The organism is Pseudomonas sp. MM211, from assembly GCF_020386635.1.
Taxonomy (GTDB): domain Bacteria; phylum Pseudomonadota; class Gammaproteobacteria; order Pseudomonadales; family Pseudomonadaceae; genus Aquipseudomonas.
Genome location: NZ_CP081942.1, coordinates 1955400 through 1981878, shown reverse-complemented (window position 1 = coordinate 1981878; position 26479 = coordinate 1955400). Strand labels below are relative to the sequence as shown.

Here is a 26479-nt window from a genome sequence, read left to right as displayed (position 1 = left end):
CTCACCGAACCGTCATTCAGGCAGACAGCGGCGAATGGCATCGATGGCCTGCTCAACGTCGGCGAGCGTGGTGTATCGGCCGAGGCTCAGGCGGATGCTGCGATACGCCTGGGTGTCATCGAGGCCGAGCGCCAGCAGCACATGGGACGGCGCACTGCTGGCCGAATTGCAGGCCGAGGTGGACGAGAACGCCAGCGTGCCCAACAGGTTCTCGGCATCGAACCAGGGATGGTCGATGCACAGGTTGAGGGTATGCGGCACACGGTTCTCGGCGCAGCCGTTGAGGCGCACGCCGGGTAGCGCCAGCAGCCCTTCGCGCAGTTGCGCGCAAAGGTGAGCAATGCGCGTGTTTTCTTCGCCCATCAGCTCGCCAGCAAGGGCGAAGGCGCTGCCCATGCCGACGATCTGGTGGGTGGCCAGGGTGCCGGAGCGCAGCCCCTGCTCATGCCCGCCACCGTGAATCTGTGCCTGGATCAACGAGCGCGCGCGCTCACCGACGTAAAGAGCGCCAATGCCTTTGGGACCATAGGTCTTGTGGGCGGAAAAGGACATCAGATCCACCGGCAAGGCGGACAGGTCGATGGCCACCTTGCCGGTAGCCTGGGCGGCGTCCACATGGAACAGCGCGCCGCGCTGACGAACCAACTCCCCCACCGCGGCGATATCGGTCAGCGTACCGAGTTCGTTGTTGATCAGCATCAGCGAGACCAGCAGGGTGTCGTCACGCAAGGCTGCCGCGACCGCCTCGGGCTGGATGATGCCGTTGGCATCGGGCTGCAGCCAGGTCACTTCGAAGCCTTCGCGTTCCAGTTGTCCGGCGGTATCCAGCACGGCCTTGTGCTCGAGGCGGCTGGTGATGATGTGCCGGCGGCCATCAGCCAGCGCGGCTACGCCCTTGAGCGCCAGGTTGTTCGATTCGGTCGCCCCGGACGTCCAAACCAGACGATCCGCAGTGGTGCCCACCAGCGCCGCCACCTGCTTGCGGGCCTTCTCGACCGCAAGACGAGCACGCTGCCCAAAGGAATGCGAGGCGGACGCCGGGTTGCCGAACACTACGTCACGGCCCATGCACGCCAGCATGTCCTGAATGACCGCGTCGTCGATGGGGGTGGTAGCGGCGTAATCGAAATACAGTTCTGGCATAGAGGTAACGGCCGTGCAGATGATTGAAGGCGCCGTGCTAGACGGCTTTGTCTGAGAGACCATGCTAAGAGAGCGAGACGTGAAAAATTTTGTTATTTCACTGTTCGCAAGCATAAGAAACGGAATAGATTTCCACCCTAGCTAAAGTAATCGAAATTATTTTCCAGACTTAGCCCATTTCATACTGACGATATTCCCTAATCGTCTTATCAGGAGTTTTCTCAACCGTGGACAAGTTCGACCGCGCTCTTCTCGCGCTGCTACAGCAGGACTGCACCCAGCCGCTAGGTGAGATCGCCGAGCGCGTCGGCTTGAGCAATACGGCCTGCTGGCGACGCATTCAGAAGCTTGAGGAAAGCGGCGTGATCGGCGCGCGCGTGGCCCTGCTCGATCCGCGCAAGATCGGTGTGGCGGTCACGGTGTTCGCCTTCGTGCGCACCAATCAGCACAACGCCGAATGGCTCAAGCACTTCCACAGCCAGGTGGCGGAGATCGACGAGGTGGTCGATTTCTATCGCATGGCGGGCGTCACCGATTACCTGCTGCGCCTGGTAGTGCACGACATCGAGGGCTACGACGCCGTGTACAAGCGCCTGATCGAGATTCCCGGCATCGCCGATATCAGCTCCAGCTTTGCCATGGAACGGATCAAATCGACCACGGCGTTGCCGCTTCATCAGGTGGGTAAGTGAGCGACCGAAGGGTGACTGGTGAAACCCGGGATTCCGGGTTAGTTTGGCCGCCCCGTTATCCATGACGATTTCTGCCATGTCTCTACGCAACCTGCATCGCCTGACCATTCTCGGCCTGGTGTTCTTCATCCTTGGCCTGATCGGCGTCGTCTATGCGCTGTACGCCATCTACAACGGGCCGAGCCCGACCAACCCGGATCTCACCCGCAGCCTGATGATAGCGGCGGGCATGCAGTTGACCGGCTACGTGCTGCTCAACCGCAACCGCTGGCGGATGATGGTCGGCAAGTCGAAGAAGTAGCGCCAAGCTCGCCTGGCGTGAGCTTGGCGCTTGATGCAGCTCTCAACGGAACGGCGGCTCGTCGAAGCTGCGCAGCTTGCGCGAGTGCAGCGAGTTGAGCTGGCCGCGCAGCAGATCCAGGGCGGCGATACCGATGTGCAGATGCTGGGTCACCGCCCGCTCGTAGAAGGCACCCGCCGCGCCCGGCAGCTTGATCTCGCTGTGCAGCGGTTTGTCCGACACGCACAGCAAGGTGCCGTACGGTACGCGCAGGCGATAGCCTTGCGCTGCGATGGTGCCGCTTTCCATGTCCACCGCCACGGCCCGTGACAGGTTGATCAGCGGCCGCTCCTGGGCCCAGCGCAGCTCCCAGTTGCGGTCGTCGTAGGTCAGCACGGTGCCGGTGCGCAGCCGACGCTTGAGATCGTCCCCCCGCTCGCCAGTCACCTGCGCAGCGGCATCCTGCAGCGCCTGCTGCACCTCGGCCAGGGCCGGCAGCGGAATGTGCGGTGGCAACACCCGGTCGAGAATGCCGTCGCGACGCATGTAGGCGTGGGCCAGCACGTAGTCACCGATGGTCTGCGACTGACGCAGGCCGCCGCAGTGGCCGATCATCAGCCAGCAATGCGGGCGCAACACGGCAAGGTGGTCGGTGATGTTCTTGGCGTTGGACGGATCGACGCCGATGTTGACCAGGGTAATGCCATCACCATCGGCGGCCTGCAGGTGGTAGGCCGGCATCTGGTAGCGGTGCCAGACCACGGTCTCGATGATCGCCTGCATCTCGCCTTCGGGCATGCCGCGCTCGATCACCACATTGCCCGGCAGCACCATGCGCTCGAAGCGCGACTCGCCGTTGAGCATGTCCAGACCGTTGCGAATGAACTGGTCGACGTAGCGGTGATAGTTGGTCAACAGAATCCATGGCTGCACATGGCGCCAGTCGCTGCCGGTGTAATGCACCAGGCGACGCAGGGAGAAGTCCACCCGGGCGGCGTCGAACAGCGCCAGCGGCAGCGGGTCGGTATTTTCCCAGTCGTACAGGCCATCGGCGGTGCCATCGGTGGCGGCCGACAGGTCGGTGCTGGGGAATACTCGCGCCAGCTCTGCCGCGGTCACACCGGAGCCGGCCAGCTCATCGCCCTGCTCCACCACGTACGGGTAAGGAATGTACTGCTGGCTGACGCCGACCTCGACGGTCAGGGTGAAGTCGGCCATCAGCGGCTGCAATTGCTCGAGCAGGTACTTACGAAACGCCGCCGGGTGGGTGATGGTGACGCTGTAGGTGCCGGGCACCTGCACCTTGGCGTAGGCACGCACGGTGGTCGGCACTTCGCCCTGGCAGTCGTAGGTCAGACGCAATTCGGGGTAGCGAAACAGCTCACGCTCTTCGGCATCCGGACGGACACGGTCTTTCAGGTAGCGCTTGAGCGCCTGGCTCAGGCCCTCGGTGGCGCGCTGGTGCAGCACCGCCAGACGATCGACGGCTTCTTCGGCAGAGTGGACGACGATAAAAGCGTCGTCTGTAGAAAGGGACATGCACGATTCCTTATCGTGGAGATCATGGGGTTATAGCTGACACGCATTACAGGCCGGGTGCAAGTGCGGCGATCATTGCGGCCATGCACTGACGATGCGCTCCAGCGCCTGTTTGAGTTCGGCGCGACTGCGGGCAGCCGCCAGGCTGATGCGAATGGCGTTGGCCGCAGCAGGGCCGACGGCGAACACTTCGGCAGGCACCACGTCGACACCGGCCGCTCGGCATTTAGCGGCCAGATCACAGCTATCGACAGACTCCAGCCACAGGTGTGGCGCCACCTCGCAGCCCTGCGGCATGCGTGCACCGAGCACCCGCGCGGCAAGGCGCCAGCGCTGCTGCAATTCGTCACGTTGCCAGGCCAGCTTGCGCGCGGCGGTGCCGTCTTCGATCCACTCGCAGGCCAGCGCCAGGCACAACGGCGAGACCGCCCAGCCGGTGGCGTGCCCTTGCGGGTCGATGCGCTTGAGCAGCGCCTGCGGCCCATGCACGAAGCCCAGTCGCAGGCCCGGGGCGACGGTTTTCGACAAACTGGTAACCAGCAGGCTGCGTTCCGGCACCGATGCGGCCAGCGGCGCCTGGCTGCCCAGCGCGCCGTAGACGTCATCCTCGATCAGCCACAGACCATGGCGCTCCACCAGCTCGGCGATGTGCTGGCGTCGTTGGCTATCCATGCTGCTGCCCGTGGGGTTCTGCAGGCAGGGCGTAAGCACCAGCACCCTAGCGCCGGTGGCACGCACCTGCCGGTCGAGATCCTGAGGGAGGATGCCGCGCTCATCCATCGCCACGCCGTGCAGGGGCAAACGCAACTGCCGCGCAGCAGCCTTGATCCCGGGCGCGGTGAAGGCCTCGACCAGCACCGGATCACCGGCCTCGCAAAGCGCCAGCAACGCCGCAGATACACCCTGCTGAGCCCCCGCGCAGAGCAACACTTGCGACGGCGGAGCGTGCAGACCACGTTGCTGCAGCCACAGACTGCCAGCCAGCCGCCCGCGCATTTCCAACTCCGCCGGCGCGTAGGCCTGCAGTGCGTCGAGGCGGCCCTCCGTAATCAGGCGCTGCAAGCTGCGTGACAGATCATCGCTGTCGCCGTCATGCACTGGCACGTTGGTCGACAGGTCGATGCCCTGCGCGGGCTGGCCGGGCTGCTTGAGGTGAAAAAGGCTGGCCTCGTGGCTATCCGCCAGAACATAGGTGCCGCGCCCGACCTCGCCGGACACCAGGTGGCGCCGCGCGGCTTCGCGATAAGCCTGCATCACCGTGCTCGGGTTGATACCCAGCGTCCAGGCGAGCCGGCGCTGCGGCGGCAGGCGCTCACCGGGCTTGAGCTCACCCTTGCCGATGGCGCTGGAAATCGCCTCGACCAGTGCCAGGTAAGTGGGCAGCGCGCTGCCTTGCAGATCAGGTAACCACATTGTTTGCCATGCAATATAAAGATTTACCCATACAATGACAGCGCCGTAGCATCGGGTCAAAGCCAACCGGGAGCCCCCAGATGTTCGACCTTGCCGCACTACGTCAAGCCGTTACCCTGATTCGCCCGAGCGTTCCGGCGACGCCGCAGTTCGCCTGGCCGCTGCTGGCTGAGCGACTGGGTTGCGAGGTATGGGTAAAGCATGAGAACCACACGCCAACAGGCGCCTTCAAGGTGCGCGGTGGCCTGGTCTATGTGGACGCGCTGCTGCGCCGCGAGCCGGCAACTGCCGGCCTGGTTTCGGCCACTCGCGGCAACCACGGGCAAAGCATGGCGCTGGCCGCAGGCAAGGCCGGGCTGCCGATCAGCATCGTGGTACCGCAAGGCAACGCCCGCGAGAAGAATGCGGCCATGGCCGCCCTGGGCGCCGAAGTGATCGAGTTCGGTCGCGACTTCGACGAGGCCCGCGCCAGAGCGGCAGAACTGGCAGCGCAACGTGGCCTGCATTTCGTGCCATCGCTGCACCCGGATCTGATCCGCGGCGTCGCCACCTATGCCCTGGAATTGTTCGAGGCCGCACCACCACTCAAGCGTATCTATGTGCCGATCGGCCTCGGCTCGGGTATCTGCGGGGTGATCCGCACCCGCGACCTGCTCGGCCTGGATACCGAAGTGATCGGGGTGGTGAGCAGCGCCGCCGATGCCTACGCGCAGAGCTTCGCGGCCGGGCGGGTCATCTGTACCGACAGCGCCGACACCATCGCCGATGGCATGGCCTGCCGCATGCCACAGCCCGAGGCGCTGGAAATCATCCGCGCCGGTGCCGCACGTATCGTGCGGGTCGATGACGACGAGATCCGCCAAGCCATTCGCATCCTCCATGAAGACACCCACAACCTCGCCGAAGGCGCTGGAGCGGCAGCTCTGGCGGCACTGATTCAGGAGCGTGAAATCAATCAGGACGAGCGCGCGGCGGTGGTGCTCAGCGGTGCCAATATCGACCGCGCGGCCCTGGCCTCGATTCTGACCTGAAGCGCTGCGCAGCCAGCTCTGGCGCAGCGGCTTAAACGCTGATCGACACCGTCGAACCGACGGAAACCGAAATGGAAAGGCCACCACCGCCCATGTCGCTGGCGGCCTTTTCGACGTCGGCCAGCTGCTTGTCGATATCACCGAGCAGCTTCTTGCTCTCCTCGTCCGGCGCGGCACTGAGCTGCGCCTTGACCATGGCCAGCAGTTGCTTGAGCTGACGGGCGACCTTTTTCAGCTCTTCGGCATCGGCACGGCGCTGCTGGTCGTCGCGGTCATTACGGCTTCGCTCCGTGGTGGTTTGCGCCTGCTCGTCGCCCTCGGCATCGCCATCCTCGATAGACGCCTCTTCGGTTGCCGCAACAGTAGCCGTAGCGGTTTCGGGGTTGGCGTCGACGTCTGGCTGCACCTCGCTAATCGCCTCTACAGGCGTGGCCGTTTCGGTTGCCTGAGCACCTTCGGTAGCGCTACTCGATGCCTGAGTGGCGCCAGCACTCAGAGTGCCAGTGCTTCCGCCGGAAGGCTCCTTGAGCACCGAAGCGGCCTGGCCGAGTTCCTGAGCCAGTTGCTTGATCTGCCGCAATGCGCCCTTCGCTGCGGCCGGGCCGAGGGCCATGACCAGTTGCTTGAGCATTTCGATGCGTTTCTTGATGTCTTCGAGGCGCTGGCGGGCGGCTTCCTTGCGAGACTCCTGCTGATTAGCCTGCATGTCGCGCAACTTGGCTGACGCTTCGCGCATGGTTTTCATGCGCTTTTGTGCGTAGTCGCTCAAGGTAACGGTTACCGAGGGCTGCTGCTTTTCGGGCTCGCTGGCAGCGGTCGGCGTTGCCGCAGAAGTGTCACCACTGGCACGAGTTGCCGACGTCTTGACGGGCGTTGTGGTGGTGACCGTGATAGTCGACATGCTACGTCCTGTGCCTGACGAATGTGCCAGGTTATCGGCTCATTGCAGGCAAACTTGAACCTGGGGCTCAATCAGGCGGCGGCGGTCGTGACGCCTGAAAACAAAAAGCCCCGGCAACAGTGGCCGGGGCTTTTCGTGAAAACGGTGGCGTATCGAGCGCCAGCGGCAAGTCAGTACTTGCTGCGGAAATCGCGCAACTCATCTTCTGCCTTTTCCTTGGTCCAGCCGTAACGTTCCTGCAGCTTGCCAGCCAGGTACTCGCTATGGCCTTCGGCGACATCCAGGTCGTCATTGGTGAGCTTGCCCCAGCGGGTTTTGATATCGCCGCTGAGCTGCTTCCACTTACCTTTGATAATGTCGGAATTCATGATTCAACTCTCCTGTTCACAGGGAAGAAAGCAGGCTCAGCGAGCCTGCCCGGAAACATGATCAGTCGGCAGTTTTCAGGCCGTCAGCCGAAACAGCTTGAACGCCTTTGATTTCTTTGGCTTTGGCGACAGCAAGGTCACGTTCAGCTTCGGTAGCCACGACACCGGACAGGGCAACGACACCCTTGTTGGTTTCGACTTTGATGTCCAGAGCGCTCAGACCATCGTCAGCCAGGAAGGTCGACTTCACTTTGCTGGTGATCCAGGTATCGGACACAGCCTCTTCAGCTTTGTCCATGGTGTTGGCAGCCAGCATGGTCGGCTGGGTGCTGCTGTAAGTGTCAGCGAAAGCGGTACCCGCCACGGACAAGCTCAGGGCGGTCGCGGTGATAGCAGCAAAAGCGAACTTATTGATTGGCTGTTTCATGGGTAACACTCCTGATTATTCGAGTTGGCCACATCCAACTACAGGCTGTGGCTTCCCCCTAGTTATCGCAAGCGCTGTGCCACTTTTAGAAAACAAATATATTCCTTTAAAAACAAATACTTAAACAACACAAAGAAATGCTTTTCCCGTGCAAACTGCATGCTCAAGCGAAACAGCTCAGGCAGATTGCACGAAATCTAAAAGCGCTCGATAAAGTGCGGATAACGGCCAGAAAAAAGCCGGTCAATTGACCGGCTTTTCGATTCGAGCAAGAGATGTACGCTTACTTGACGACCTTGAGGCTCGGTCGACCGGTTGGCCGTGGCGGCTCGTCGTCAGGTGGCCCCTGCTCGTCCTCAACATCCGCTACCTCGGGTTGCGTAACCGGCGGCTCCAGGTCGAAGACCATGCCTTGGCCATTCTCCCGGGCATAAATAGCCAACACCGCAGGCGATGGCACAAACAGGCTATGGGCAACGCCACCAAAACGGCCCTCGAAGCTCACGGCATCGTTTTTGATGGCCAATTCGCGCACCGCGCTAGGCGATACGTTGAGCACGATCTGCCCGTCGCTGACGAAACCCGTAGGTACCTTGACGCCCGGATACTCCGCGTTAACCAGCAGATGGGGCGTGCAATCGTTGTCGACGATCCACTCGTAGAGCGCACGAATCAGATAGGGACGACTGGAGTTCATCAAACCTCCTGGGTTTGGGCACGCCGCTGGCGGCGAGCAGGTAAAAATGGGCTAACGCATGTCACGTTCGACGTCGGACAGGCTCTGGCGAAAAGTCTCGCGGGCAAACTGCCGATCCATATAGTCGAGCAGCGGTTTGGCCGGCTTTGACAACTCGATCCCCAGCACCGGCAGGCGCCAGAGAATCGGCAGCAGGCAGCAGTCTACCAAGCTCAACTCATCACTGAGAAAAAATGACTTTTCGGCAAACAGCGGCGAGACGCCTGTCAGACTCTCGCGCAACTCCTTGCGCGCCTGGACACGAGCGGCTTCCTTGCTGCGCGGGTCGAGAATCAGGTCGACCAACGAGCACCAGTCGCGCTGAATACGGTGCATCAACAGACGCGTGTTGCCACGTGCTACCGGATACACGGGCATCAAAGGGGGATGGGGGTAACGCTCATCCAGGTACTCCATGATCACCGTAGGCTCGTACAGCGCCAGGTCACGGTCGACCAGAGTCGGCAGGCTCGCGTAAGGATTGGCCTCGAGCAACTTGGTCGGGGAACGCCCCCGCTCGACACTGATGATCTCCGCGGCAACGCTCTTTTCGGCGAGCACAATACGTACGCGGTGGGAATATTGGTCGGCAGGGTCGGAATAACAGGCCAACCTATTGGTCGCAGCCAAGGCGATCCTCCAGTTTTTTAGAGCACAAAAAATCGCCGAGAGAGACTTTCAAAGTCGCCCGCGACGGCCCGTGAGGGCGACCGCCAGGGATGGTAGGTCATAAAAAATCGCCAGGAGCAGTTTTGATGTCACTCACGACGGCCTAATAGGGTGGCCACCATAGAGCACAGGCCACAAAAAAACCTGCGCAACCCTAGAAGAATTGCGCAGGTCGGCCATGATACCGGATGCGGTCAGTGCACGTCTTTCCAGTACTCACGCTTGAGCAGATAGGCGAACACGAAGAACACCGCCAGGTACAACAATACGTAGGTGCCGATACGCTGCATATGCAGCTTGTTCGGGTCGGCCGAGTAGGCGAGGAAGGTCACCAGGTTACGCACTTTGTCATCGAATGCCTGCGGGCTGAGCTTGCCGCTGTTCGGCTCGAGCACCAGTTGATCGCAGGCCTCAATGGTGAGCGGCGTACCGGTCAGCGGGTCGTACTGTTTCTTGCCGTTGTCCACCACCTGCACCTGCTTGCAGCCCATGTACTGACGCCCTTGCAGGCCGCCCAGCACGTTGGGCATGCCGACGTTGGGGAATACCAGGTTGTTGGCCCCCAGCGGCCGCGCCGGATCGTCATAGAAGGTACGCAGGTAGGTGTACAGCCAGTCGTTGCCGCGCACCCGGGCGACCAGGGTCAGATCGGGCGGCGCGGCGCCGAACCAGCGCTTGGCGTCTTCGGGTTTCATGCCGATGTTCATGTGATCGCCGATCTTGGCGTCGGTGAACACCAGGTTTTTCATCATCTGCTCTTCGGAAACGCCAATGTCTGCGGCGACGCGCTCGTAGCGCTGGAACTTGGCACTGTGGCAACCCATGCAATAGTTGGCGAACGTACGCGCGCCATCCTGCAGCGCCGCCTTGTCGGTCAGGTCGATATCGGCCTTGTCCAGCGTCACGCCATGACCTCCGGCCGCCAAGGACAGCGCAGGCAGTAATGCGACTACACATGCAGCAAATAGCTTTCTCATCAGCCTGTCACCCTTTCAGGAACCGGTTTGGTCTTTTCCATCCTGGTGTAGAAGGGCATCAGGATGAAGTACGCGAAGTACAGGAAGGTGCACACCTGCGACAGCAACGTACGGCCCGGAGTCGGCGGCAGAACACCCAGCACGCCGAGGATGACGAAGGACACGCAGAACACCAGCAGCCAGAGCTTGCTCAGCCAGCCCTTGTAGCGCATCGAGCGGATCGGGCTGCGATCCAGCCAGGGCAGCACGAACAGCACGGCAATGGCGGCGCCCATGGCGATCACGCCCATGAGCTTGTCGGGGATCGCCCGCAAGATCGCGTAGAAGGGTGTGAAGTACCAGACCGGAGCGATGTGCTCGGGCGTCTTGAACGGGTTGGCCTGCTCGAAGTTGGGCTTCTCGAGGAAGTAGCCGCCCATTTCCGGGAAGAAGAACACCACGAAACAGAACACGAAGAGGAACACCACCACGCCGACGATATCCTTCACCGTGTAGTAGGGGTGGAAGGGGATGCCGTCGAGGGGGATGCCGTTCTCATCCTTGTACTTCTTGATGTCGATGCCATCCGGGTTGTTCGAGCCGACTTCGTGCAGTGCCAGGATGTGCAGCACTACCAGCCCGAGAATGACGATCGGCAGGGCCACCACGTGCAGGGCGAAGAAGCGGTTCAGGGTGATGCCGGAGATCAGGTAGTCGCCGCGAATCCACTCGGTCAGCGCATCGCCGATGAACGGAATGGCGCCGAACAGCGAGATGATCACCTGGGCGCCCCAGTAGGACATCTGCCCCCACGGCAGCAGGTATCCCATGAAGGCTTCGGCCATCAGCATCAGGTAGATCAGCATGCCGAAGATCCACACCAGCTCGCGGGGCTTCTGGTACGAGCCGTAGAGCAGGCCGCGGAACATGTGCAGATAGACGACGATGAAGAACGCTGACGCGCCGGTCGAGTGCATGTAGCGCAGAATCGCGCCGTGCGGCGTATCACCAGTACGGATGTCACGCATGATGCCTTCGACCGAAGCAAAGGCGCCTTCGGCGGTGGGCGTGTAGCTCATGGTCAGCCAGACACCGGTGAGCAATTGGTTGACCAGCACCAGCAGGGCCAGGGAGCCGAAGAAGTACAGGAAGTTGAAGTTCTTCGGTGCGTAATACTTGGCGAGGTGGTCGTTCCACATCTTGGTGGCGGGGAAGCGTGCGTCCACCCACTCCATGAATTTGCTCATCATGCTTGCTCCTGATCCACGCCGATGATGATCACGTCAGCCGACTCGTAGGTATGCGGCGGCACGGGCAGGTTCAGCGGCGCCGGCTGCGACTTGTAGACGCGTCCGGCGAGGTCGTAACGGGAACCGTGGCACGGGCAGAAATAGCCGCCGACCCAATTCTCGCCGAGATCGGCAGGCGCCACTTCAGGGCGGAACGACGGTGCGCAGCCCAGGTGCGTGCACAGCCCGACCAGCAGGAGGATTTCCGGCTTGATCGAGCGGGTTTTCGGATCAACGTAGGTGGGCTGCACCGAGCTTTTCGAGTCCGCGTCAGCCAGCTGCCCCTCGATCTTGCCGAGGTTGCTCAATATCTCCTCGGTGCGCCGCATGATGAATACCGGCTGCCCGCGCCACTCGGCGACCATCTGCTGGCCAGGTTCGATCTTGCCAACATTCACCTTGACCGGAGCACCTGCGGCTTTGGCCTTGGCGCTCGGATACCACGACCCCACAAACGGAACTGCAGCCCCCACCGCTCCAGCAGCGCCAACCACTGAAGTGGCCGCCACCAGAAAGCGACGCCGGCCCGCATTCACGCCGTCATTGCTCATTCAGTCGTCTCCCCATCGGCTTTCCAGCCTGTTGTTCAGGCCTTTAATAAGTAAGTGTTGGGTGCGCAGAAAAGCGGCCAGACGGTAATGAAGAAGCCATCCAGAAAATGCTTATGCCCACTTTCAAGAAGCTGAAAACCGTGCAGAACAGAGCGTCACGCGGCCGTAATCCATTCAGGGGTCATCGCAGACTTTAATCCATTCCCAGGTCTCAGCCGCTGCTGAAGCAGGTTATTACCTGCTACGTCACTCACGGGAATTGATGCAAAAGTCCAGATGGTCGCGTACACCGATAAGCCTGACTGCAACCCGGCGCGAGATTCGCACAGGCGGGCACGCTGACTCATGACGCGCATCAACGAAGCGATAGGTAGGCCGAAAACGCAGCGCTCGAGCGGAGCAGGCAAGAAAGCGTGGCCGAAAGTAGAAATGAAAAACGCCCAGCTCCGTGAGGAAACTGGGCGTTTTCGAGTACCGAAGCGAATTAACGCTTGGAGTACTGAGGACGCTTACGTGCTTTACGCAGACCAACTTTCTTACGTTCTACTTCACGAGCATCGCGAGTCACGAAGCCTGCTTTACGCAGAGCTGGACGCAGAGACTCGTCGTAGTCCATCAGAGCGCGGGTGATACCGTGACGGATCGCACCAGCTTGACCGCTCACACCACCACCGACAACGGTGACGTAGATGTCGAATTTCTCGACCATCTCGGTCAGCTCCAGCGGCTGGCGAACTACCATGCGGGCAGTTTCACGACCGAAGAAGGTGTCCAGGGTGCGGTTGTTGATGGAGATTTTGCCAGTGCCCGGACGCAGGAAAACGCGTGCGGTTGCAGTTTTGCGACGGCCAGTGCCGTAATTTTGAGTCGCCGACATAATGAACTATTCCGTTAAAACTTCAGTTCTTGGGGCTGCTGAGCAGTATGAGGGTGAGCAGCGCCCGCATAGACTTTCAGCTTACGGTACATGTCGCGACCCAGCGGGTTCTTCGGCAGCATGCCTTTAACCGCGGTCTCGATCACGCGCTCAGGCGCCTTGGCGATCAGCTTGTCGAAGCTGATCGACTTGATGCCACCCGGGAAACCGGAGTGAGAGTAGTACATTTTGTCGGTGGTTTTAGCACCGGTCACACGAACCTGCTCGGCGTTGATAACGACGATGTAGTCGCCGGTGTCAACGTGAGGGGTGTACTCAGGCTTGTGCTTGCCACGCAGGCGGCTAGCGATTTCAGTAGCCAGACGACCCAGGGTCTGGCCAGCAGCGTCGATCACAAACCAGTCGCGCTTTACTGTTTCTGGTTTAGCGGTAAAAGTTTTCATTCTTTATAGCCTCAGGGGCCGCCCTGCAAAATTAGACGGCGGATCTTACTGAATAGTGCTTACTTTGACAAGTCAAAGGCAGCCGAATTCGGGCGCTATCGGGGGCTCGGGTCAGCGCGACCGCGTACGGCAAGATTCTTCGGCAGGCGGCGCATCACTTCCACCGCAGAAAGAGGTGCGGAATTATGACGATTGCGAAAAAAATTTCAACCTGCTTGTATGCGCTTTTTATCAGAGGGCTCTCCAATGGAATACCGCCAGCTCGGCCGAACCGATCTCAATGTCAGCTCCCTGTGCCTGGGCACCATGACCTGGGGCGAACAGAACGACGCCCCTGAGGCGTTTGCGCAGATCGATCGCGCCAAGGCCTACGGCATCAATTTCATCGACACGGCGGAGATGTATCCAGTCCCGCCGCGCGCCGAAACCTATAGCAAGACCGAACAGATCATCGGCGAATACTTCAAGCAGCGTGGCGACCGCGCCGACTGGATCCTAGCCAGCAAGATCGCCGGCCCTGGCAATGGCATCACCCATATCAGGGGCGGCGATCTCAAGCACAACCGCCAGCACATCGTGGCAGCCCTGGACGCCAGCCTTGAGCGCCTGCAGACCGACTGGATCGACCTTTATCAGTTGCACTGGCCAGAGCGTCCGACCAATTTCTTCGGTCAGCTCGGCTACAACCATCAGGACAGCGACTTCACGCCCATCGAGGAAATTCTCGATGCCCTGGATGAGCAGGTCAAAGCCGGCAAGATCCGCCACATCGGCCTGTCCAACGAAACGCCATGGGGCACCATGAAATTCCTGCAAGCCGCAGAACGCCGCGGCATGTCCCGCGTGGTCTCCATCCAGAACCCTTACAACCTGCTCAACCGCAGCTTCGAAGTGGGCCTGGCGGAAGTGGCGATTCGTGAACAGTGCGGCCTGCTGGCCTACTCGCCGCTGGCGTTCGGCATGTTGTCGGGCAAGTACGAAAACGGCGCGCGCCCGGAAAACGCCCGCCTGACCCTGTTCAGCCGCTTCGCCCGCTATAACAGCCCAGAAACCGTAGCAGCCTGCTCGCGCTACGTGGCCCTGGCCCGCGAACATGGCCTGGATCCAGCACAGATGGCCCTGGCGTTCGTCACCAGCCGCCCGTTCGTGACCAGCAACATCATCGGCGCCACTTCGCTGCAGCAACTGGAGTCCAACCTGGCGAGCAGCGAGCTGAAACTCAGCGATGCCGTGCTGGAAGGCATCGAGGCGATCCACAAGACCCAGCCAAACCCGGCGCCCTGACGGCGGTTGTTTTCCGGACGAGCGGTGGCAGTTGCCAGTGGTGGGCTGAAGCCCACCCTACGACTGACCCGTACCTCGCAAGCGCCAATTGAGTATCCATTGAGTAGGGTGGGCTTCAGCCCACCAAATCCGCAACACAGGTAACCCTGGCTAAAGAAGTTTCGGCCCCTTGGTATCGCGGCGCGATGCCAAGCGGTCGGCTAGGCGGGTTGGTTCAGGCAGCCGATAACCTTTATCCCAGCTCATCACCAGCTCCACGGCTCGATCCATGCTGACTCGATGACCCGGCGAGACGATCAGTGGCCGCACCTTGCGTTTGCTGCGCAGCATCCAGGCGATCTGCCGCCCCTGACGGTCGAGCAATTCGACCTTGTCGCCCCGCTCTTCCCCCAATTCTGCGTGATGGCCGGTAAGAATCTTCTTCGCCACGCCGATGGTCGGCCGGCCGCTGACCACCCCAAGATGCGCCGCGATGCCTAGCCCCCGCGGGTGGGCGATGCCGTGACCGTCGACCACGATCAGATCCGGCTCTTGCGGCAGTCCCGCCAGCGCCGTGATCAGCGCCGGCAGCTCGCGAAAGGACAGCAGGCCCGGCACATAAGGCATGCTGGTGGGAATGCGCGCCACGCATTCGGCAAGCGGCTGCAAGGTCTCGGCATCCAGCAATATCGCCGCAGCGCGAGTGATCTCACCGCCCTCCTCGAAGCCGACATCGACACCTGCCAGCAGTCGCAGCGGCGGATAGTCATCCTCCAGACGAACCTGCTCGGCCAGTTGTTTCTGCAGGGTTCTCGCAGCAGCCGGAGTGCCATCCCAGCCGGCAAATGGCGAGGCGGCAAGTTCGGAAAAGGCAATCATGGCGACGGCTCCCAAGATGAAGGTTACAAGACCAGACTGGACGCAGCCGCTATAAAAGAAGACGCTTCAGCCACAGCCTGACGGCTTTACCATCAGGTTGACCCAATCACTCTAATAAGAACAACAGCCATGCCCAGCCCATCATCCTCACTCACTCGCGTGAGTATTCTCGCCACGCCCGGCGTATTCGCTTCGACCCTCATGCAAGCCAGAGATTTCTTTCATATGGCCGGCCTGCGCCATGGCAAGCAGCAGGGACTGGGGTTGGTACCGACCTTCGAGGTTCGCCTGGTCAGCCCGGACGGCTTGCCCGTGCGCAGTTTCAGCGATGTGCAGCTACCCGTCGATGGCCCGCTGGACGACAAGGCAGAGCTGATCATTCTGCCGGCGTTCTGGGACGATTACGACGCGCTGTGCGAACGTTATCCGCAGGTATTCGACTGGCTGCGTGAGCGTCATGCCGCAGGCGCCAGCCTGTGCGGGGAAGCCAACGGGGTATTCTGGATGGCGGCCAGCGGCCTGCTCGACGGCAAGGAGGCGACCACCTGCTGGCGTTTCTTCAGCGAGTTCGCTCAGCGTTTTCCGCCCGTGATACTGAACCAGGACAAGCACCTTACCGACGCCGACAACCTTTATTGCGTGGCCGGCCCGACCTCGGCCTGCGACCTGTATATCTACCTGATCGAACGCTTCTGCGGCACCAGCGTGGCGCAGAGCGTGGCCCGCGACATCCTCTACGAGGTACGCCGCAACTACACGCCTGGGCGTATCGGCTTCGGTGGCCAGAAGCAGCATCAGGATCCAAAGATCCTGCAGATCCAGCAATGGCTCGAAGACCACTTCGCCGAACGTTTCCGTTTCGAAGACGTGGCCCGCGAGCACGGCATGAGCATCCGCAACTTCATGCGCCGCTTCCACACCGCCACCGGCGACAAGCCGCTGTATTACCTGCAGCGGCTGCGCATCGAAACGGCCAAAGGGCTGCTGTCTTCGTCGCCGAAGAGCATCAAGACCGTCAGCTACGAGATCGGTTACGACGATGCCAGCTTCTTCGCCCGCCTGTTCCGCCAGCACACCGGCCTGTCGCCGAACCACTATCGGCAGAAATTTCTGCAGCAAGCACAGCAGGCAAGCAGCGACATCTAACACCAAAAAAGGCCGTAAGCCCTGCTCCTGTTCAGAAGCGAGCTTACGGCCTTTGGCGTTGCAGTCAGCCGATCAGGGCTTGTGCGGGCGCGACAGGAACTCGTGGGATTGCATTTCCAGCAGACGACTGAGGGTGCGCTGGAATTCGAAGCTCAGGCGACCACCGGTGTACAGATCCTTGAGCTCCACTTCAGCGGAGATGATCAGTTTGACGTTGCGGTCGTAGAACTCGTCCACCAGGTTGATGAAGCGGCGCGCCATGTCTTCCTTGGATACGCTCATCTGCTCGACGTTGGAGAGGATCACCGAATGGAAGATCTTGCCCAGCTCGATGTAATCGTTCTGGCTACGCGGGCCATCGCACAGCTCGCGGAAGTCGAACCAGCCCACATCACCGCCGACACGGCGAGCGTTGATGGCGCGGTTCTCGATCATCAGCGCTTCGTTTTCCTTAACGCTGGCCTTCTCGTGCAGCAGGCTCTTGAAGCTCTTCTCCAGGCTCTGCTCGGCAGCTTCGCCCAGCGGAAAGTGGAACAGCTCGGCCTGCTCCAGCGCACGCAGGCGGTAATCGATACCGCTGTCGACGTTGACGATTTCGGTGTGCACCTTGAGCAGCTCGATGGCTGGCAGGAAGCGAGCACGCTGCAGGCCGTCCTTGTAGAGACCATCCGGCACGATGTTGGACGTCGAGACCAGGGTCACGCCGTTCTTGAACATCTCTTCGAGCAGGGTCGCCAGGATCATCGCGTCGGTGATGTCGGAGACGAAGAACTCATCGAAGCAGATCACCCGGAACTGCTCGGAGAAGCGCTTGCCGATCACGGTCAGCGGGTTCTTGACGTCCTTGAGGGTGCGCATCTCTTCGTGCACGCGCTTCATGAAGCGGTGGAAGTGAGTACGTTCCTTTTCCTTGAACGGCAGCGCGTCGAAGAAGGTGTCGACCAGATAGGTCTTGCCGCGGCCAACGCCGCCCCAGAAGTACAGGCCCTTGACCGGGGTGACGGTCTTCTTGCCGAACAACTTGCCGAGCACGCCGGGCTTGCTGCGATCATCGGCGATCAGCTCGTCGTACAGACGCTGCAGGTGGCGCACGGCCTTTTCCTGAGCGGCATCGTGAAAGAAGTCCGGACGTTTGAGGTCGGCCTGGTAGCGTTCGAGCGGAGTCATAGTGCGTAAACCGGGCAAATGAAGCGGGGGCGACACTTTAACGACGCCCCCGAGGATTGGCAAATTGGCCCTATCAGCAGCGGGGCTATGGTCTCAGACCGCCCGACTGCTTATAGGTGTCAGGCTTCTTCCGGCGCCAGCGCTTCGCGCAAGCGCGCGACAGCAGCTTCGGTGGCTGCCGCATCGGCGAATGCGGGGCTTTCGCCGACCCGTTGCTCATCCAGCCACACGCCAAAGGTGTTGCCCTGCACGCGAATATCCAGCGGTTCGCCGGCCTGCAGGCGTTTGCTCACCTGGCCTGCCGCCTTGCCATCGGCGAAGGATGGCGACAGCAGCAGTTGCTCGCCGTCTGCATCCAGCAGACGGAAACGGAAGCTGCCGTCTTCGTCGCGGAAGCTGACGAAACGGGCGCGCTTGGCAGCCTTCTTCTTCACGCTCTCGCTACCTGCTGCCTGGCTACGGAACGAGCGCAGGCCAACCGCTTCGCGCAGCTCACCGAGGAACGGCGTCGCGGTACGCCGAGCCTTGGCGGCGCCAGCCAGCAGAATGTCCTCGAGGTCAGCCGGGCGGGCGATCAGCGTGTGGTAACGCTCGCGCGCTTCACCCAGCTCGGCATCCAGCAGCTCATAAAGCGCCTGCTTGGCTTCGCCCCAGGCCAGCCCGCCGATCAGCGCGGCGCGGAAGTCGGCCTGCTGGGTCGGTGCGGCAAAAGCTTGATAGAGGGTGAACAGGTGAGAGTTGTCCGGATCTTTCGCCTCGCCGGGCAGCTTGGAGTCGGTGACGATGCGCGCCACGGCGTCCTTCAACTGCTTGGGGCTGGAGAACAGAGGAATGGTGTTGTCGTAGCTCTTCGACATCTTGCGGCCGTCGAGGCCCGGCAAAGTCGCCACGTCTTCCTCGATCACCGCCTCGGGCAGCTTGAACAGATCCTTGCCCTGGCCAAACAGGTGGTTGAAACGCTGGCCAATATCGCGAGCCATTTCCACGTGCTGGATCTGGTCACGACCGACCGGCACCTTCTGCGCATTGAACAGCAGAATGTCCGCCGCCATCAGGATCGGGTAGCTGAACAGGCCCATGGTCACGCCGGCATCCGGGTCTTCACCCTGCTCGACGTTCTTGTCCACAGAAGCCTTGTAGGCGTGGGCACGGTTGAGCAGGCCCTTGCCGGCCACGCAGGTCAGCAGCCAGCACAGCTCGGTGATTTCCGGGATATCGGACTGGCGATAGAAGGTCGCCTTGTCGGTATCCAGGCCCAGCGCCAGCCAGGTGGCCGCGATTTCCAAGCGCGAACGCTGGATGCGCAACGGGTCATCGCACTTGATCAGTGCGTGATAGTCGGCAAGGAAATAGAAAGAGTCCGCGTCAGGGCTACGGCTGGCGACGATGGCCGGGCGAATGGCGCCCGCGTAGTTACCCAGGTGCGGCGTGCCGGTGGTGGTGATGCCGGTAAGAATACGAGTGGTCATGACGATCGCTTAAACAGAAGATAGACGGCTGACGGATGCACCCTCAGAGGCGAGGTAGCAGCAGATCTTTCAGGTCGGTCAACTTGCCGTGGAAGAAGTGCCCGCATTCTGCCACTTTCAGCAGCTCGTGGGCACGCCCGAGGTTGGCGGACCAATCGTATACACGCTGTGGTTCGATGACTTCGTCGGCGTCCGGCTGGATCACCACCAGCGGGCAGCGTTCGGCGGGCGGCGTATCGGCAGTCAAGCGAGTGACAGCCGGGGCGATCATGAACAACTTTGCGGGCTCGATGCCCTGCTGTTCCAGGCGGCCGCCGAGGCTGGCGGCGACGAAGCCACCAAAGGAAAACCCAAGCAAGGTCAGCGGCAGCTCGGGATAGCGTGCGCGCAACCAGTGAGCGACAGCTTCAGCATCATCGACCTCGCCCGTACCCATGTCATGGCTGCCGGCACTGGCACCGACACCGCGGTAGTTGAAACGCAGGGTATGAAAGCCCGCATCACGAGCGGTACGCTGCAACGTCGACACCACTTTGTTGAGCATGGTGCCGCCCTGCACGGGATTGGGGTGGCAGATCAGCGCGACACCGCGCGCTTCGGCCACCTCCAGGCAAAGGGCTTCAAGCTGGCCACTCGGGCCATCGATCATTACGGGGGTTTCGCGGATGAGCAACAGTGAACTCCGTGACCTTGATTCGGGTCGACTCGTCTAGCATTTAACCTTCGCGCACCAGCACTTAGCGGTGTACAGCGCAGGTTCCAGCCGTTAACGTAAAGCAAAGCCGTTTAGAGAGGAAGGACTCGTGGAACAGACGCTCACCGCCTGGTTGCTACCGGCACTTACCCTGGTCGCAGGCATCGCCATCGGTTTTCTGATCGCTCGCGTGGCGCCTCACGCTGCGCCCAGCCGCACTCAGCGCCAACTGGACGACATGCAAGAACGCTTCGAGGCTTACCAGAGCGAAGTGGTGACCCACTTCAACACCACTGCCAATCTGGTCAAGAAACTGACCCAGAGCTATCACGACGTTCAGGAGCACCTGTCCCACGGTGCCGATCGCCTGGCCCTCGACGAAGTGACGCGCCAGCGCCTGCTCGCCACCCTGCACGCCGAGCCGAGCAGCAGCGACAAACGCGAACGCCTGACGCCGCCGCGCGACATGGAAATCCCCAAGGACTACGCACCCAAAAGTGCCGACGTTCCCGGCATGCTCGATGAGGGCTACGGCCTGAAAAATCGTCACTGATGCAGTGGCGCGAGTAATCCAAACCCCGCCGCATGGCGGGGTTTTGCTTTACGATTCCGAATCGAGCTGAACAGGGAAGCGATTCGATGGCAGCAAACAGTTCACACCACCCTACCCGCCAGGCGCTGATGGATGCAGCCCGTCAGTTGCTGGACAGCGGCCGCGCCTTCAGCAGCCTCAGCCTGCGCGAAGTGACACGCGTCGCCGGTATCGTACCGACCGGCTTCTACCGGCACTTCAAGGACATGGACGCCCTGGGCCTGGCCTTGGTGGCCGAAGTGGGCGAGACCTTCCGTATCACCCTGCGCCAGGTACGGCGCAACGAATTCGAGCTGGGCGGCATCATCGACGCCTCGGTGCAGATCTTTCTCAGCGCCGTGGAGCAGAACCGCGGCCAGTTCCTGTTTCTCGCCCGCGAGCAGTTCGGCGGCTCGCTGCCCGTGCGCCTGGCACTGGCCACCTTCCGTGAAGACATCGCCGCCGACCTGGCCAGCGACCTCAGCCTGATGCCCAAGCTGCAGCACCTCGATGAGCCGGCGCGCAGCATGCTGGCGGATCTGGTGGTGAAAACCGTGTTCGCCACCCTGCCGGAACTGATCGACGCGCAGTCTTCTTCTCTGCCCCTGCACAAGCGCCCTGAGACCAAGATGATCGAGCAATTGCGCTTCATCCTGATCGGCGCCAAACGCTGGCGGGGGCTGGGCCTAAGCGACTCCGCAGAAGACTGAACCGGCGCCTGTCGCGATTGGCTGAAAAAACATCAGCCCGCGGCAGGCCCCAGATCCATTGGCCTGCACCAGGCTACTCCCACTTTATCCACAGCTTGCTCCACAACTGTCGTGGATAACCCTCCGCTCATCGCTCGATGGTTTTACTCAAGCAGCTGAAATCGTTGAAGTATTTCTTGACTTCGGAAGCCTTTCGCTAGGCTTTTTCCAGCCACCATGCACTGATCAGATAATGATCATCGCGCTACAAGCCACGTCACTCGTGCCCTGCAGACAGGCATGCTCATCTTATCCACAGCCCTGCCCACAGGAGTAGTGGACAATCTGACGCGTATCCAGGCGATGAATATAAGTCGCTGTTTTTGATCAAAAAATTGCCTGATCAAAAAAAGCGCTAAAGGCTACAGCCCAGGCGCGAGCGGCGCTACGTCGTGTTGCTCACACCTTCGAAACAGGCTTATCAACAGGCTTTGTGTGTAACTCTGCGGCAGCCAGGCTTTTTACACAGATGCAAAAAAGCCGCTGACGAAGCAGCGGCCTTTGCTGTACTCGGGATGCTTAGTCGACCAAGGTCAGCGCGCCTTTCATCAGCGCCGCGTGGCCTGGGAACGAGCAGAAGAACTGATAGCTTTGCGCTGCGTCCAGCTTGCTGACGTCGAAGGTCACCGAATCCGACTCGCCACCGCCGATCAGCTTGGTATGCGCGATCACACGCTCATCGCCTTCCTTCAGGTAACCCTTGTCGACACCGGCGGCGATGCCATCGGTGCTGACGCCTTGCACGTCAGCGGTTTTCGCCAGCACCAGGTTATGCCCCATCACATGCTTGGGCAGATTGCCGACGTGCTTGAGCTCGATGGTGAAGGTCTTGCAGCTCTTGCTGACCTCGATCTCCTTGGTATCGAAGGTCATCTGGTCGGTGGAGTGAACCTCCACCGTGCACTCGGCAGCCAACAACGGAGCACTGGCGAGAACCAGCACGGAGGCGACGACAAACTTGCGAATCATGGGAGTCTCCTTGGCAGTAGATGGGTGCAGCGTGCCCTATCGGAACGCGCTTGCCCATGACCTGAGGCAACAGACCGCAGTGTCATCCGCAAAACCTATCGACGCGATCCAGACAAACAAGCAGCCAGAGCGCGAGCGCAGGCTTACCTTGAGGCCATGTTCGAGAGGAGAAATGTCATGACAATGATGGAAAGCCTGCAACAGTGGTTTGCCGCTTATGCACAAGGCGCTACGGGTACTTGAGCGACGTGTGAGATCGCGTCGCGGGAGAAATCGAATCGCCGGCAAGCCGGCTCCTACGTACCCGAATCCAGTCTCGATGGGTAGGAGCCCGCTTGCGGGCGATAAAGGTGAAGGCGCTCAGTGCCCGCCCAGGTAGGCGTTGCGCACTTCCTGGTTGCCGAGCAGTTCCTGCCCCGTGCCGGTCATGCGGATTTCGCCGGTGACCATCACGTAGGCGCGGTCGCTGAGGCGCAGGGCGTGGTTGGCGTTCTGCTCGACCAGGAAGATGGTCATGCCGGTCTGCGCCAGCTCGCGCAGCGTGGCGAAGATCTGCTTGACCACGATGGGTGCCAAACCCAACGACGGCTCGTCGAGCAGCAGCAGCTTGGGTCGGCTCATCAGCGCCCGGGCGATGGCCAGCATCTGCTGCTCACCGCCGGACATGGTCATCGCCCGCTGATTGCGCCGCTCCTTGAGGCGTGGGAACAGCTCGAACATGCGCTGCATGTCCTCGGCGGCATGCTTGGTGCCGATGGGGATGGTGCCCATGAGCAGGTTCTCTTCGACGCTCATGTCAGGAAACACCCGGCGCCCTTCCGGGGACTGGGCGATGCCGTTGGAGGCCACGAAGTGGGTGCTCTTACGGGTGATGTCTTCCCCCTGATAGAGGATCTGCCCGCCACTGGCCCGCGGTTGGCCGAAGATCGACATCAGCAGCGTCGACTTGCCCGCACCATTGGCGCCGATCAGGCTCACCGTCTCGCCTGGATCGATGTGCAGGTTGACCTTCTTCAGCGCCTGGATCTGCCCGTAATGCACGTCGACGTCCTTGAACGCCAGAATCGGAGCCACGTTGATGTCGGTCATGCCACCTCCTCCTCGTCCGCACCGAGGTAGGCGGCGATCACTTTCGGGTCGTTCTTGATGGCGTCCGGGCCGCCCTGGGCGATGACCAGACCATGGTCGAGCACGATGATGTGGTCGGAAATGCTCATCACCATGCCCATGTCGTGCTCGATCAACAGCACGGTCAGGCCATGTTCGTCGCGCAGCAGGCGGATGATCTTGCTCAGCGCATGGGTTTCCGACGGGTTGAGGCCGGCGGCCGGTTCGTCCAGGCAGATCAGCTCAGGGCCGGTGCACATGGCTCGGGCGATTTCCAGACGACGTTGCTGGCCGTAGGAGAGTTCGCCAGCCAGATGATTGGCGTGGTCGACCAGGTTGACCACCTCCAGCCAGTAGAACGCTGTGTCCAGCAGCTTGCTTTCGGTGCGCCGGTAACCGGGGGTGTTGAGGACACCGGCGATCAGGCTGCGCTGGGCGAGCATGTGCTGGGCCACCAGCAGGTTCTCCAGCACGGTCATTTCCTTGAACAGGCGAATGTTCTGGAAGGTGCGTGCCAGGCCGGCGCGGTTGACCAGGTGGGTGCCGCCGAACATCTTGTACCAGAGCCTGGAACCGAACTGCCGGGGCTTGATGAAGTCGTCTGCGGCGAAGGGCTCGCCGAGGATGCGGATCACATCGGTCTGCTTGCTCTGCGCATTGAGCAGGATCTTGCCGCCAGTGGCCGAGTAGAAACCGGTCAGGCAGTTGAACACCGTGGTCTTGCCGGCGCCATTGGGGCCGATCAGTGCCGAGATGGTGTTGCGCTTGATGGAAAAGTTGACGTCGTTGAGCGCCTTGATGCCACCGAAATGCATCATCAGGCTGTCGACCGAGAGGATGTTGTCGCTCATGGCGCGACTCCTTTACGCGGGGCGATGCCGATGCGATTGATGCGGATCAGCCCGCGTGGCCGCCAGATCATCATCACCACCATGAGAATGCCGAACAGCAGCACCCGGTAGTCGGCGAAGCTGCGCAGCAGTTCCGGGGTGATGGTCAACACGAAGGCGGCGATCACCACCCCGACCGTCGACCCCATGCCGCCGAGCACCACGATGGCGAGAATCAGCGCCGACTCGAAGAAGGTGAACGAGGTCGGGTTGACGAAGCCCTGATAGGTGGCGAAGAACACGCCGGCGATACCGGCGGTGGACGCCCCCAGGGTGAAGGCCGAGAGCTTGACCAGCACGTGGTTCAGGCCCATGGAACGGCAGGCGATCTCATCCTCACGCAGCGCTTCCCAGGCGCGGCCGACCGGCATGCGCGTGAGGCGATGCTTGACGTACAGCACCAGCAGCACGACCAGCACCAGCACCGCGTAGATGAACAGGAACTTCATGTTTGGGTTGTAGGCCACGCCAAAGAACTCGTGGTACGGCACGCCGCCATCCTTGGCACGACGGGCGAACTCCAGACCGAAGAAGGTCGGCGCCGGCGCGCTCATGCCGTTGGGGCCGCCGGTGAGTTCAAGCCAGTTGGTCAGCACCAGCCGGATGATCTCGCCAAAGCCGAGGGTGACGATGGCCAGGTAATCCCCGTGCATTCGCAACACCGGAAAGCCCAATATCGTCCCGGCGAAGGCTGCCATCAGCGCCGCCAGCGGCAGCATGCTCCAGAAGCCCAGGCCCAGGTACTCATAGCCCATGGTCAGGCCGTAGGCACCGATGGCGTAGAAGCCGACGAAACCCAGATCGAGCAGCCCGGCGAGGCCGACCACGATGTTCAGGCCCAGGCCGAGCAGCACGTAGATCAGACCGAGGATGATCACCGTCAGCAGGTACTTGTTGGCGAAGAACGGGAAGATGATCGCCAGCACGATCAGCCCCGGAATGATCCAGCGCATCCGCGACACGTAGCCCGGTGGCTGCACGCCGACACCACCACCGGAGCGCTCGAAGCCCTCCAGCACCGTGCGCCCCTTGCTGGTCTGCAGGAACAGGCTGAGCAGCAGGCGGCCGACCATCACCGCGCCGACCATCCACGCCACGCGGTCGATCCGCATGTTGAAGTCATACCCCTGCAGCACTACGCCGACCACGGGGCCAAACACGATGAGCGCGATCAGGCCAGCCATCAGGCTGTCGATCAGGCTCTTTTTCACATCGATAGAAGAAGAAGTCGTACTCACGGCTTACACCTTGGTTACCTGAGGACGGCCCAGCAGGCCCTGGGGACGGAAGATCAGAATCAACACCAGCAGCGAGAAACTGAACACGTCCTTGTAATCGGAATTCACCATGCCGGAGAACTGCGCCTCGGCCACGCCGAGAATCAGCCCGCCGAGCATCGCGCCGGGCAGCGAACCGATGCCGCCGAGCACCGCTGCGGTGAAGGCTTTGATGCCGATGATGAAGCCGGCGTAGAAATCGAAGGTGCCGTAGTTGAGGGTGATCAACACCCCGGCCAGCGCGCCCATGGAAGCGCCGATGACGAACACGTAGGAAATCACCCGGTCGGTATTGATACCGAGGATCTGCGCCATCTTGCGATCCTGCTGAGTGGCGCGGCACATGCGCCCAAGGCGGGTGTTCTGGATGATGAAGGTCAGCGCCAGCATGCCGATGATGGCCGCCGCGATGATGAACAGCTTGGTGTAGGTGATCATCACGTAACCGTCACCTACATGCAGACGCAACGCGCCTTCGAGCATGGTCGGAATACCCTGCTGCCGCGCGCCCTGGCTGAGCTGCACGTAGTTCTGCAGAATCAGCGACATACCGATGGCACTGATCAGCGGCGCCAGCCGTGTGGAGTTGCGCAGGGGTTTGTAGGCGATGCGTTCGATGGCGAAGCCGTACACCCCAGTGACCACGATGGTGAAGACCAGCGTGCCGAGGATCACCAGCGGGAAGGAATGCACACCGAAGAAACCCAGTAGCGCGATGGCAATGGCAGCCAGGTAGGCGGAGACCATGTACACCTCGCCGTGGGCGAAGTTGATCATGCCGATGATGCCGTAAACCATGGTGTAGCCGATGGCGATCAAACCGTAGACCGAACCGAGGGTCAGGCCGTTGACCAGTTGCTGCAGGAAGATGCCGTCCATTGAAGAATCTCTGAGTCAGTGACGGAAAAAAGCGCGCAGTCGCCAGGCGACCGCAGCAGCCCCGGCAGGTCATGACCCACCGGGTTTGGAGGTTTGTTCGCGAG

General features: G+C 61.3%; 29 protein-coding genes. 7 read left to right on the top strand and 22 right to left on the bottom strand.

Annotated elements, in window-relative coordinates:
- Positions 1-12: 12 nt before the first annotated feature.
- Positions 13-1143, bottom strand: a complete 1131-nt coding sequence (locus tag K5Q02_RS08995) for a cysteine desulfurase family protein (protein ID WP_225838407.1) — start codon at positions 1141-1143, stop codon at positions 13-15.
- Positions 1144-1370: 227 nt separating this feature from the next.
- Between K5Q02_RS08995 and K5Q02_RS08990 the strand changes: the two genes are divergently transcribed.
- Both K5Q02_RS08990 and K5Q02_RS08985 read left to right on the top strand, forming a co-directional pair.
- Positions 1371-1835, top strand: a complete 465-nt coding sequence (locus K5Q02_RS08990) for an Lrp/AsnC family transcriptional regulator (RefSeq protein WP_225838405.1) — start codon at positions 1371-1373, stop codon at positions 1833-1835.
- Positions 1836-1911: 76 nt separating this feature from the next.
- On the top strand, positions 1912-2136 hold the full coding sequence (locus K5Q02_RS08985; RefSeq protein WP_225838403.1) for a hypothetical protein: 225 nt from the start codon (positions 1912-1914) through the stop codon (positions 2134-2136).
- Positions 2137-2178: 42 nt separating this feature from the next.
- Here K5Q02_RS08985 and amn read toward each other — a convergent pair whose 3' ends face one another.
- Positions 2179-3654, bottom strand: coding sequence for an AMP nucleosidase (amn, locus tag K5Q02_RS08980; protein ID WP_225838401.1), 1476 nt, complete (start codon positions 3652-3654; stop codon positions 2179-2181).
- A 72-nt stretch (positions 3655-3726) separates the two neighbouring features.
- Positions 3727-5067: an aminotransferase-like domain-containing protein gene (locus K5Q02_RS08975; RefSeq protein WP_225838400.1), complete on the bottom strand. Its 1341-nt coding sequence runs from the start codon at positions 5065-5067 to the stop codon at positions 3727-3729.
- 80 nt (positions 5068-5147) lie between these two features.
- Between K5Q02_RS08975 and K5Q02_RS08970 the strand changes: the two genes are divergently transcribed.
- A complete protein-coding gene (locus K5Q02_RS08970) occupies positions 5148-6098 on the top strand; it encodes a threonine dehydratase (protein ID WP_225838398.1) in 951 nt (316 codons plus the stop codon).
- 31 nt (positions 6099-6129) lie between these two features.
- On the opposite strand, the gene K5Q02_RS08965 is transcribed toward K5Q02_RS08970, so the two are convergent.
- The 10 genes from K5Q02_RS08965 to rplM form a co-directional block, all read right to left on the bottom strand.
- Positions 6130-6999 carry a hypothetical protein gene (locus K5Q02_RS08965; RefSeq protein ID WP_225838396.1) on the bottom strand — a complete coding sequence of 290 codons (870 nt, stop codon included), beginning with the start codon at positions 6997-6999 and terminating at the stop codon, positions 6130-6132.
- Positions 7000-7169: 170 nt separating this feature from the next.
- The gene (locus K5Q02_RS08960) at positions 7170-7367 is read right to left on the bottom strand and encodes a CsbD family protein (protein ID WP_084306773.1); all 198 of its coding nucleotides are present in this window, start codon (positions 7365-7367) and stop codon (positions 7170-7172) included.
- Between the two features lie 61 nt (positions 7368-7428).
- A complete protein-coding gene (locus tag K5Q02_RS08955; protein ID WP_042556356.1) occupies positions 7429-7794 on the bottom strand; it encodes a BON domain-containing protein in 366 nt (121 codons plus the stop codon).
- A gap of 283 nt (positions 7795-8077) precedes the next feature.
- The gene (locus K5Q02_RS08950; RefSeq protein WP_225838395.1) at positions 8078-8491 is read right to left on the bottom strand and encodes a ClpXP protease specificity-enhancing factor; all 414 of its coding nucleotides are present in this window, start codon (positions 8489-8491) and stop codon (positions 8078-8080) included.
- A gap of 51 nt (positions 8492-8542) precedes the next feature.
- Positions 8543-9160 (bottom strand): glutathione S-transferase N-terminal domain-containing protein, encoded by a 618-nt coding sequence (locus tag K5Q02_RS08945; RefSeq protein WP_225838393.1) that lies wholly within the window; start codon positions 9158-9160, stop codon positions 8543-8545.
- A gap of 233 nt (positions 9161-9393) precedes the next feature.
- Positions 9394-10176, bottom strand: a complete 783-nt coding sequence (locus K5Q02_RS08940; RefSeq protein WP_225838391.1) for a cytochrome c1 — start codon at positions 10174-10176, stop codon at positions 9394-9396.
- A complete protein-coding gene (locus tag K5Q02_RS08935; RefSeq protein WP_225839629.1) occupies positions 10176-11402 on the bottom strand; it encodes a cytochrome b in 1227 nt (408 codons plus the stop codon). Before K5Q02_RS08935 ends, K5Q02_RS08940 begins: the two co-directional genes overlap by 1 nt.
- On the bottom strand, positions 11402-11995 hold the full coding sequence (gene petA, locus K5Q02_RS08930) for a ubiquinol-cytochrome c reductase iron-sulfur subunit (protein WP_225838390.1): 594 nt from the start codon (positions 11993-11995) through the stop codon (positions 11402-11404). The genes K5Q02_RS08935 and petA overlap by 1 nt, the downstream gene beginning before the upstream one ends.
- A 484-nt stretch (positions 11996-12479) precedes the next feature.
- On the bottom strand, positions 12480-12872 hold the full coding sequence (gene rpsI, locus K5Q02_RS08925; protein WP_225838388.1) for a 30S ribosomal protein S9: 393 nt from the start codon (positions 12870-12872) through the stop codon (positions 12480-12482).
- 14 nt (positions 12873-12886) lie between these two features.
- Entirely contained in the window at positions 12887-13315 is a 429-nt protein-coding gene (gene rplM, locus K5Q02_RS08920; protein WP_225838386.1) for a 50S ribosomal protein L13, read from the bottom strand.
- 246 nt (positions 13316-13561) lie between these two features.
- Here rplM and K5Q02_RS08915 point away from each other — a divergent pair, with 246 nt between their 5' ends.
- Entirely contained in the window at positions 13562-14599 is a 1038-nt protein-coding gene (locus K5Q02_RS08915; protein WP_225838385.1) for an NADP(H)-dependent aldo-keto reductase, read from the top strand.
- A 150-nt stretch (positions 14600-14749) separates the two neighbouring features.
- Here K5Q02_RS08915 and nfi read toward each other — a convergent pair whose 3' ends face one another.
- Entirely contained in the window at positions 14750-15457 is a 708-nt protein-coding gene (gene nfi / locus K5Q02_RS08910) for a deoxyribonuclease V (protein ID WP_225838384.1), read from the bottom strand.
- Positions 15458-15682: 225 nt separating this feature from the next.
- Here nfi and K5Q02_RS08905 point away from each other — a divergent pair, with 225 nt between their 5' ends.
- Entirely contained in the window at positions 15683-16603 is a 921-nt protein-coding gene (locus K5Q02_RS08905) for a GlxA family transcriptional regulator (RefSeq protein ID WP_225839627.1), read from the top strand.
- Positions 16604-16675: 72 nt separating this feature from the next.
- Here K5Q02_RS08905 and zapE read toward each other — a convergent pair whose 3' ends face one another.
- From zapE to K5Q02_RS08890, 3 genes are all read right to left on the bottom strand, one after another.
- Positions 16676-17770 carry a cell division protein ZapE gene (gene zapE / locus K5Q02_RS08900; RefSeq protein ID WP_225838383.1) on the bottom strand — a complete coding sequence of 365 codons (1095 nt, stop codon included), beginning with the start codon at positions 17768-17770 and terminating at the stop codon, positions 16676-16678.
- Between the two features lie 119 nt (positions 17771-17889).
- Entirely contained in the window at positions 17890-19239 is a 1350-nt protein-coding gene (locus K5Q02_RS08895) for a tryptophan--tRNA ligase (protein ID WP_225838381.1), read from the bottom strand.
- Positions 19240-19282: 43 nt separating this feature from the next.
- Positions 19283-19912: an alpha/beta hydrolase gene (locus tag K5Q02_RS08890; RefSeq protein WP_225838380.1), complete on the bottom strand. Its 630-nt coding sequence runs from the start codon at positions 19910-19912 to the stop codon at positions 19283-19285.
- 130 nt (positions 19913-20042) lie between these two features.
- Between K5Q02_RS08890 and K5Q02_RS08885 the strand changes: the two genes are divergently transcribed.
- Together K5Q02_RS08885 and K5Q02_RS08880 are read left to right on the top strand one after the other, a co-directional pair.
- Positions 20043-20486: a YhcB family protein gene (locus tag K5Q02_RS08885; RefSeq protein ID WP_225838378.1), complete on the top strand. Its 444-nt coding sequence runs from the start codon at positions 20043-20045 to the stop codon at positions 20484-20486.
- Positions 20487-20572: 86 nt separating this feature from the next.
- Positions 20573-21214, top strand: coding sequence for a TetR family transcriptional regulator (locus K5Q02_RS08880; protein WP_225838376.1), 642 nt, complete (start codon positions 20573-20575; stop codon positions 21212-21214).
- A gap of 558 nt (positions 21215-21772) precedes the next feature.
- On the opposite strand, the gene azu is transcribed toward K5Q02_RS08880, so the two are convergent.
- From azu to K5Q02_RS08855, 5 genes are all read right to left on the bottom strand, one after another.
- Positions 21773-22222 (bottom strand): azurin, encoded by a 450-nt coding sequence (gene azu / locus K5Q02_RS08875; RefSeq protein ID WP_225838373.1) that lies wholly within the window; start codon positions 22220-22222, stop codon positions 21773-21775.
- A 360-nt stretch (positions 22223-22582) separates the two neighbouring features.
- Positions 22583-23311 carry an ABC transporter ATP-binding protein gene (locus tag K5Q02_RS08870; RefSeq protein ID WP_042556338.1) on the bottom strand — a complete coding sequence of 243 codons (729 nt, stop codon included), beginning with the start codon at positions 23309-23311 and terminating at the stop codon, positions 22583-22585.
- Positions 23308-24180, bottom strand: a complete 873-nt coding sequence (locus K5Q02_RS08865; protein ID WP_225838371.1) for an ABC transporter ATP-binding protein — start codon at positions 24178-24180, stop codon at positions 23308-23310. The genes K5Q02_RS08870 and K5Q02_RS08865 overlap by 4 nt, the downstream gene beginning before the upstream one ends.
- A complete protein-coding gene (gene livM, locus K5Q02_RS08860) occupies positions 24177-25403 on the bottom strand; it encodes a high-affinity branched-chain amino acid ABC transporter permease LivM (protein WP_230411034.1) in 1227 nt (408 codons plus the stop codon). Before livM ends, K5Q02_RS08865 begins: the two co-directional genes overlap by 4 nt.
- Before the next feature lie 57 nt (positions 25404-25460).
- A complete protein-coding gene (locus K5Q02_RS08855; RefSeq protein ID WP_042556336.1) occupies positions 25461-26375 on the bottom strand; it encodes an ABC transporter permease subunit in 915 nt (304 codons plus the stop codon).
- Between the last annotated feature and the right edge of the window lie 104 nt (positions 26376-26479).

Coding starts and splice junctions, on each gene's coding strand:
- K5Q02_RS08995 (WP_225838407.1), bottom strand. CDS start 1,143: ATGCCAGAACTGTATTTCGATTACGCCGCTACCACCCCCATCGACGAC.
- K5Q02_RS08985 (WP_225838403.1), top strand. CDS start 1,912: ATGTCTCTACGCAACCTGCATCGCCTGACCATTCTCGGCCTGGTGTTC.
- amn (WP_225838401.1), bottom strand. CDS start 3,654: ATGTCCCTTTCTACAGACGACGCTTTTATCGTCGTCCACTCTGCCGAA.
- K5Q02_RS08975 (WP_225838400.1), bottom strand. CDS start 5,067: ATGTGGTTACCTGATCTGCAAGGCAGCGCGCTGCCCACTTACCTGGCA.
- K5Q02_RS08970 (WP_225838398.1), top strand. CDS start 5,148: ATGTTCGACCTTGCCGCACTACGTCAAGCCGTTACCCTGATTCGCCCG.
- K5Q02_RS08965 (WP_225838396.1), bottom strand. CDS start 6,999: ATGTCGACTATCACGGTCACCACCACAACGCCCGTCAAGACGTCGGCA.
- K5Q02_RS08960 (WP_084306773.1), bottom strand. CDS start 7,367: ATGAATTCCGACATTATCAAAGGTAAGTGGAAGCAGCTCAGCGGCGAT.
- K5Q02_RS08955 (WP_042556356.1), bottom strand. CDS start 7,794: ATGAAACAGCCAATCAATAAGTTCGCTTTTGCTGCTATCACCGCGACC.
- K5Q02_RS08950 (WP_225838395.1), bottom strand. CDS start 8,491: ATGAACTCCAGTCGTCCCTATCTGATTCGTGCGCTCTACGAGTGGATC.
- K5Q02_RS08940 (WP_225838391.1), bottom strand. CDS start 10,176: ATGAGAAAGCTATTTGCTGCATGTGTAGTCGCATTACTGCCTGCGCTG.
- K5Q02_RS08935 (WP_225839629.1), bottom strand. CDS start 11,402: ATGAGCAAATTCATGGAGTGGGTGGACGCACGCTTCCCCGCCACCAAG.
- petA (WP_225838390.1), bottom strand. CDS start 11,995: ATGAGCAATGACGGCGTGAATGCGGGCCGGCGTCGCTTTCTGGTGGCG.
- rpsI (WP_225838388.1), bottom strand. CDS start 12,872: ATGTCGGCGACTCAAAATTACGGCACTGGCCGTCGCAAAACTGCAACC.
- rplM (WP_225838386.1), bottom strand. CDS start 13,315: ATGAAAACTTTTACCGCTAAACCAGAAACAGTAAAGCGCGACTGGTTT.
- K5Q02_RS08915 (WP_225838385.1), top strand. CDS start 13,562: ATGGAATACCGCCAGCTCGGCCGAACCGATCTCAATGTCAGCTCCCTG.
- nfi (WP_225838384.1), bottom strand. CDS start 15,457: ATGATTGCCTTTTCCGAACTTGCCGCCTCGCCATTTGCCGGCTGGGAT.
- K5Q02_RS08905 (WP_225839627.1), top strand. CDS start 15,683: ATGGCCGGCCTGCGCCATGGCAAGCAGCAGGGACTGGGGTTGGTACCG.
- zapE (WP_225838383.1), bottom strand. CDS start 17,770: ATGACTCCGCTCGAACGCTACCAGGCCGACCTCAAACGTCCGGACTTC.
- K5Q02_RS08895 (WP_225838381.1), bottom strand. CDS start 19,239: ATGACCACTCGTATTCTTACCGGCATCACCACCACCGGCACGCCGCAC.
- K5Q02_RS08880 (WP_225838376.1), top strand. CDS start 20,573: ATGGCAGCAAACAGTTCACACCACCCTACCCGCCAGGCGCTGATGGAT.
- azu (WP_225838373.1), bottom strand. CDS start 22,222: ATGATTCGCAAGTTTGTCGTCGCCTCCGTGCTGGTTCTCGCCAGTGCT.
- K5Q02_RS08870 (WP_042556338.1), bottom strand. CDS start 23,311: ATGACCGACATCAACGTGGCTCCGATTCTGGCGTTCAAGGACGTCGAC.
- K5Q02_RS08865 (WP_225838371.1), bottom strand. CDS start 24,180: ATGAGCGACAACATCCTCTCGGTCGACAGCCTGATGATGCATTTCGGT.
- livM (WP_230411034.1), bottom strand. CDS start 25,403: ATGGCTGGCCTGATCGCGCTCATCGTGTTTGGCCCCGTGGTCGGCGTA.
- K5Q02_RS08855 (WP_042556336.1), bottom strand. CDS start 26,375: ATGGACGGCATCTTCCTGCAGCAACTGGTCAACGGCCTGACCCTCGGT.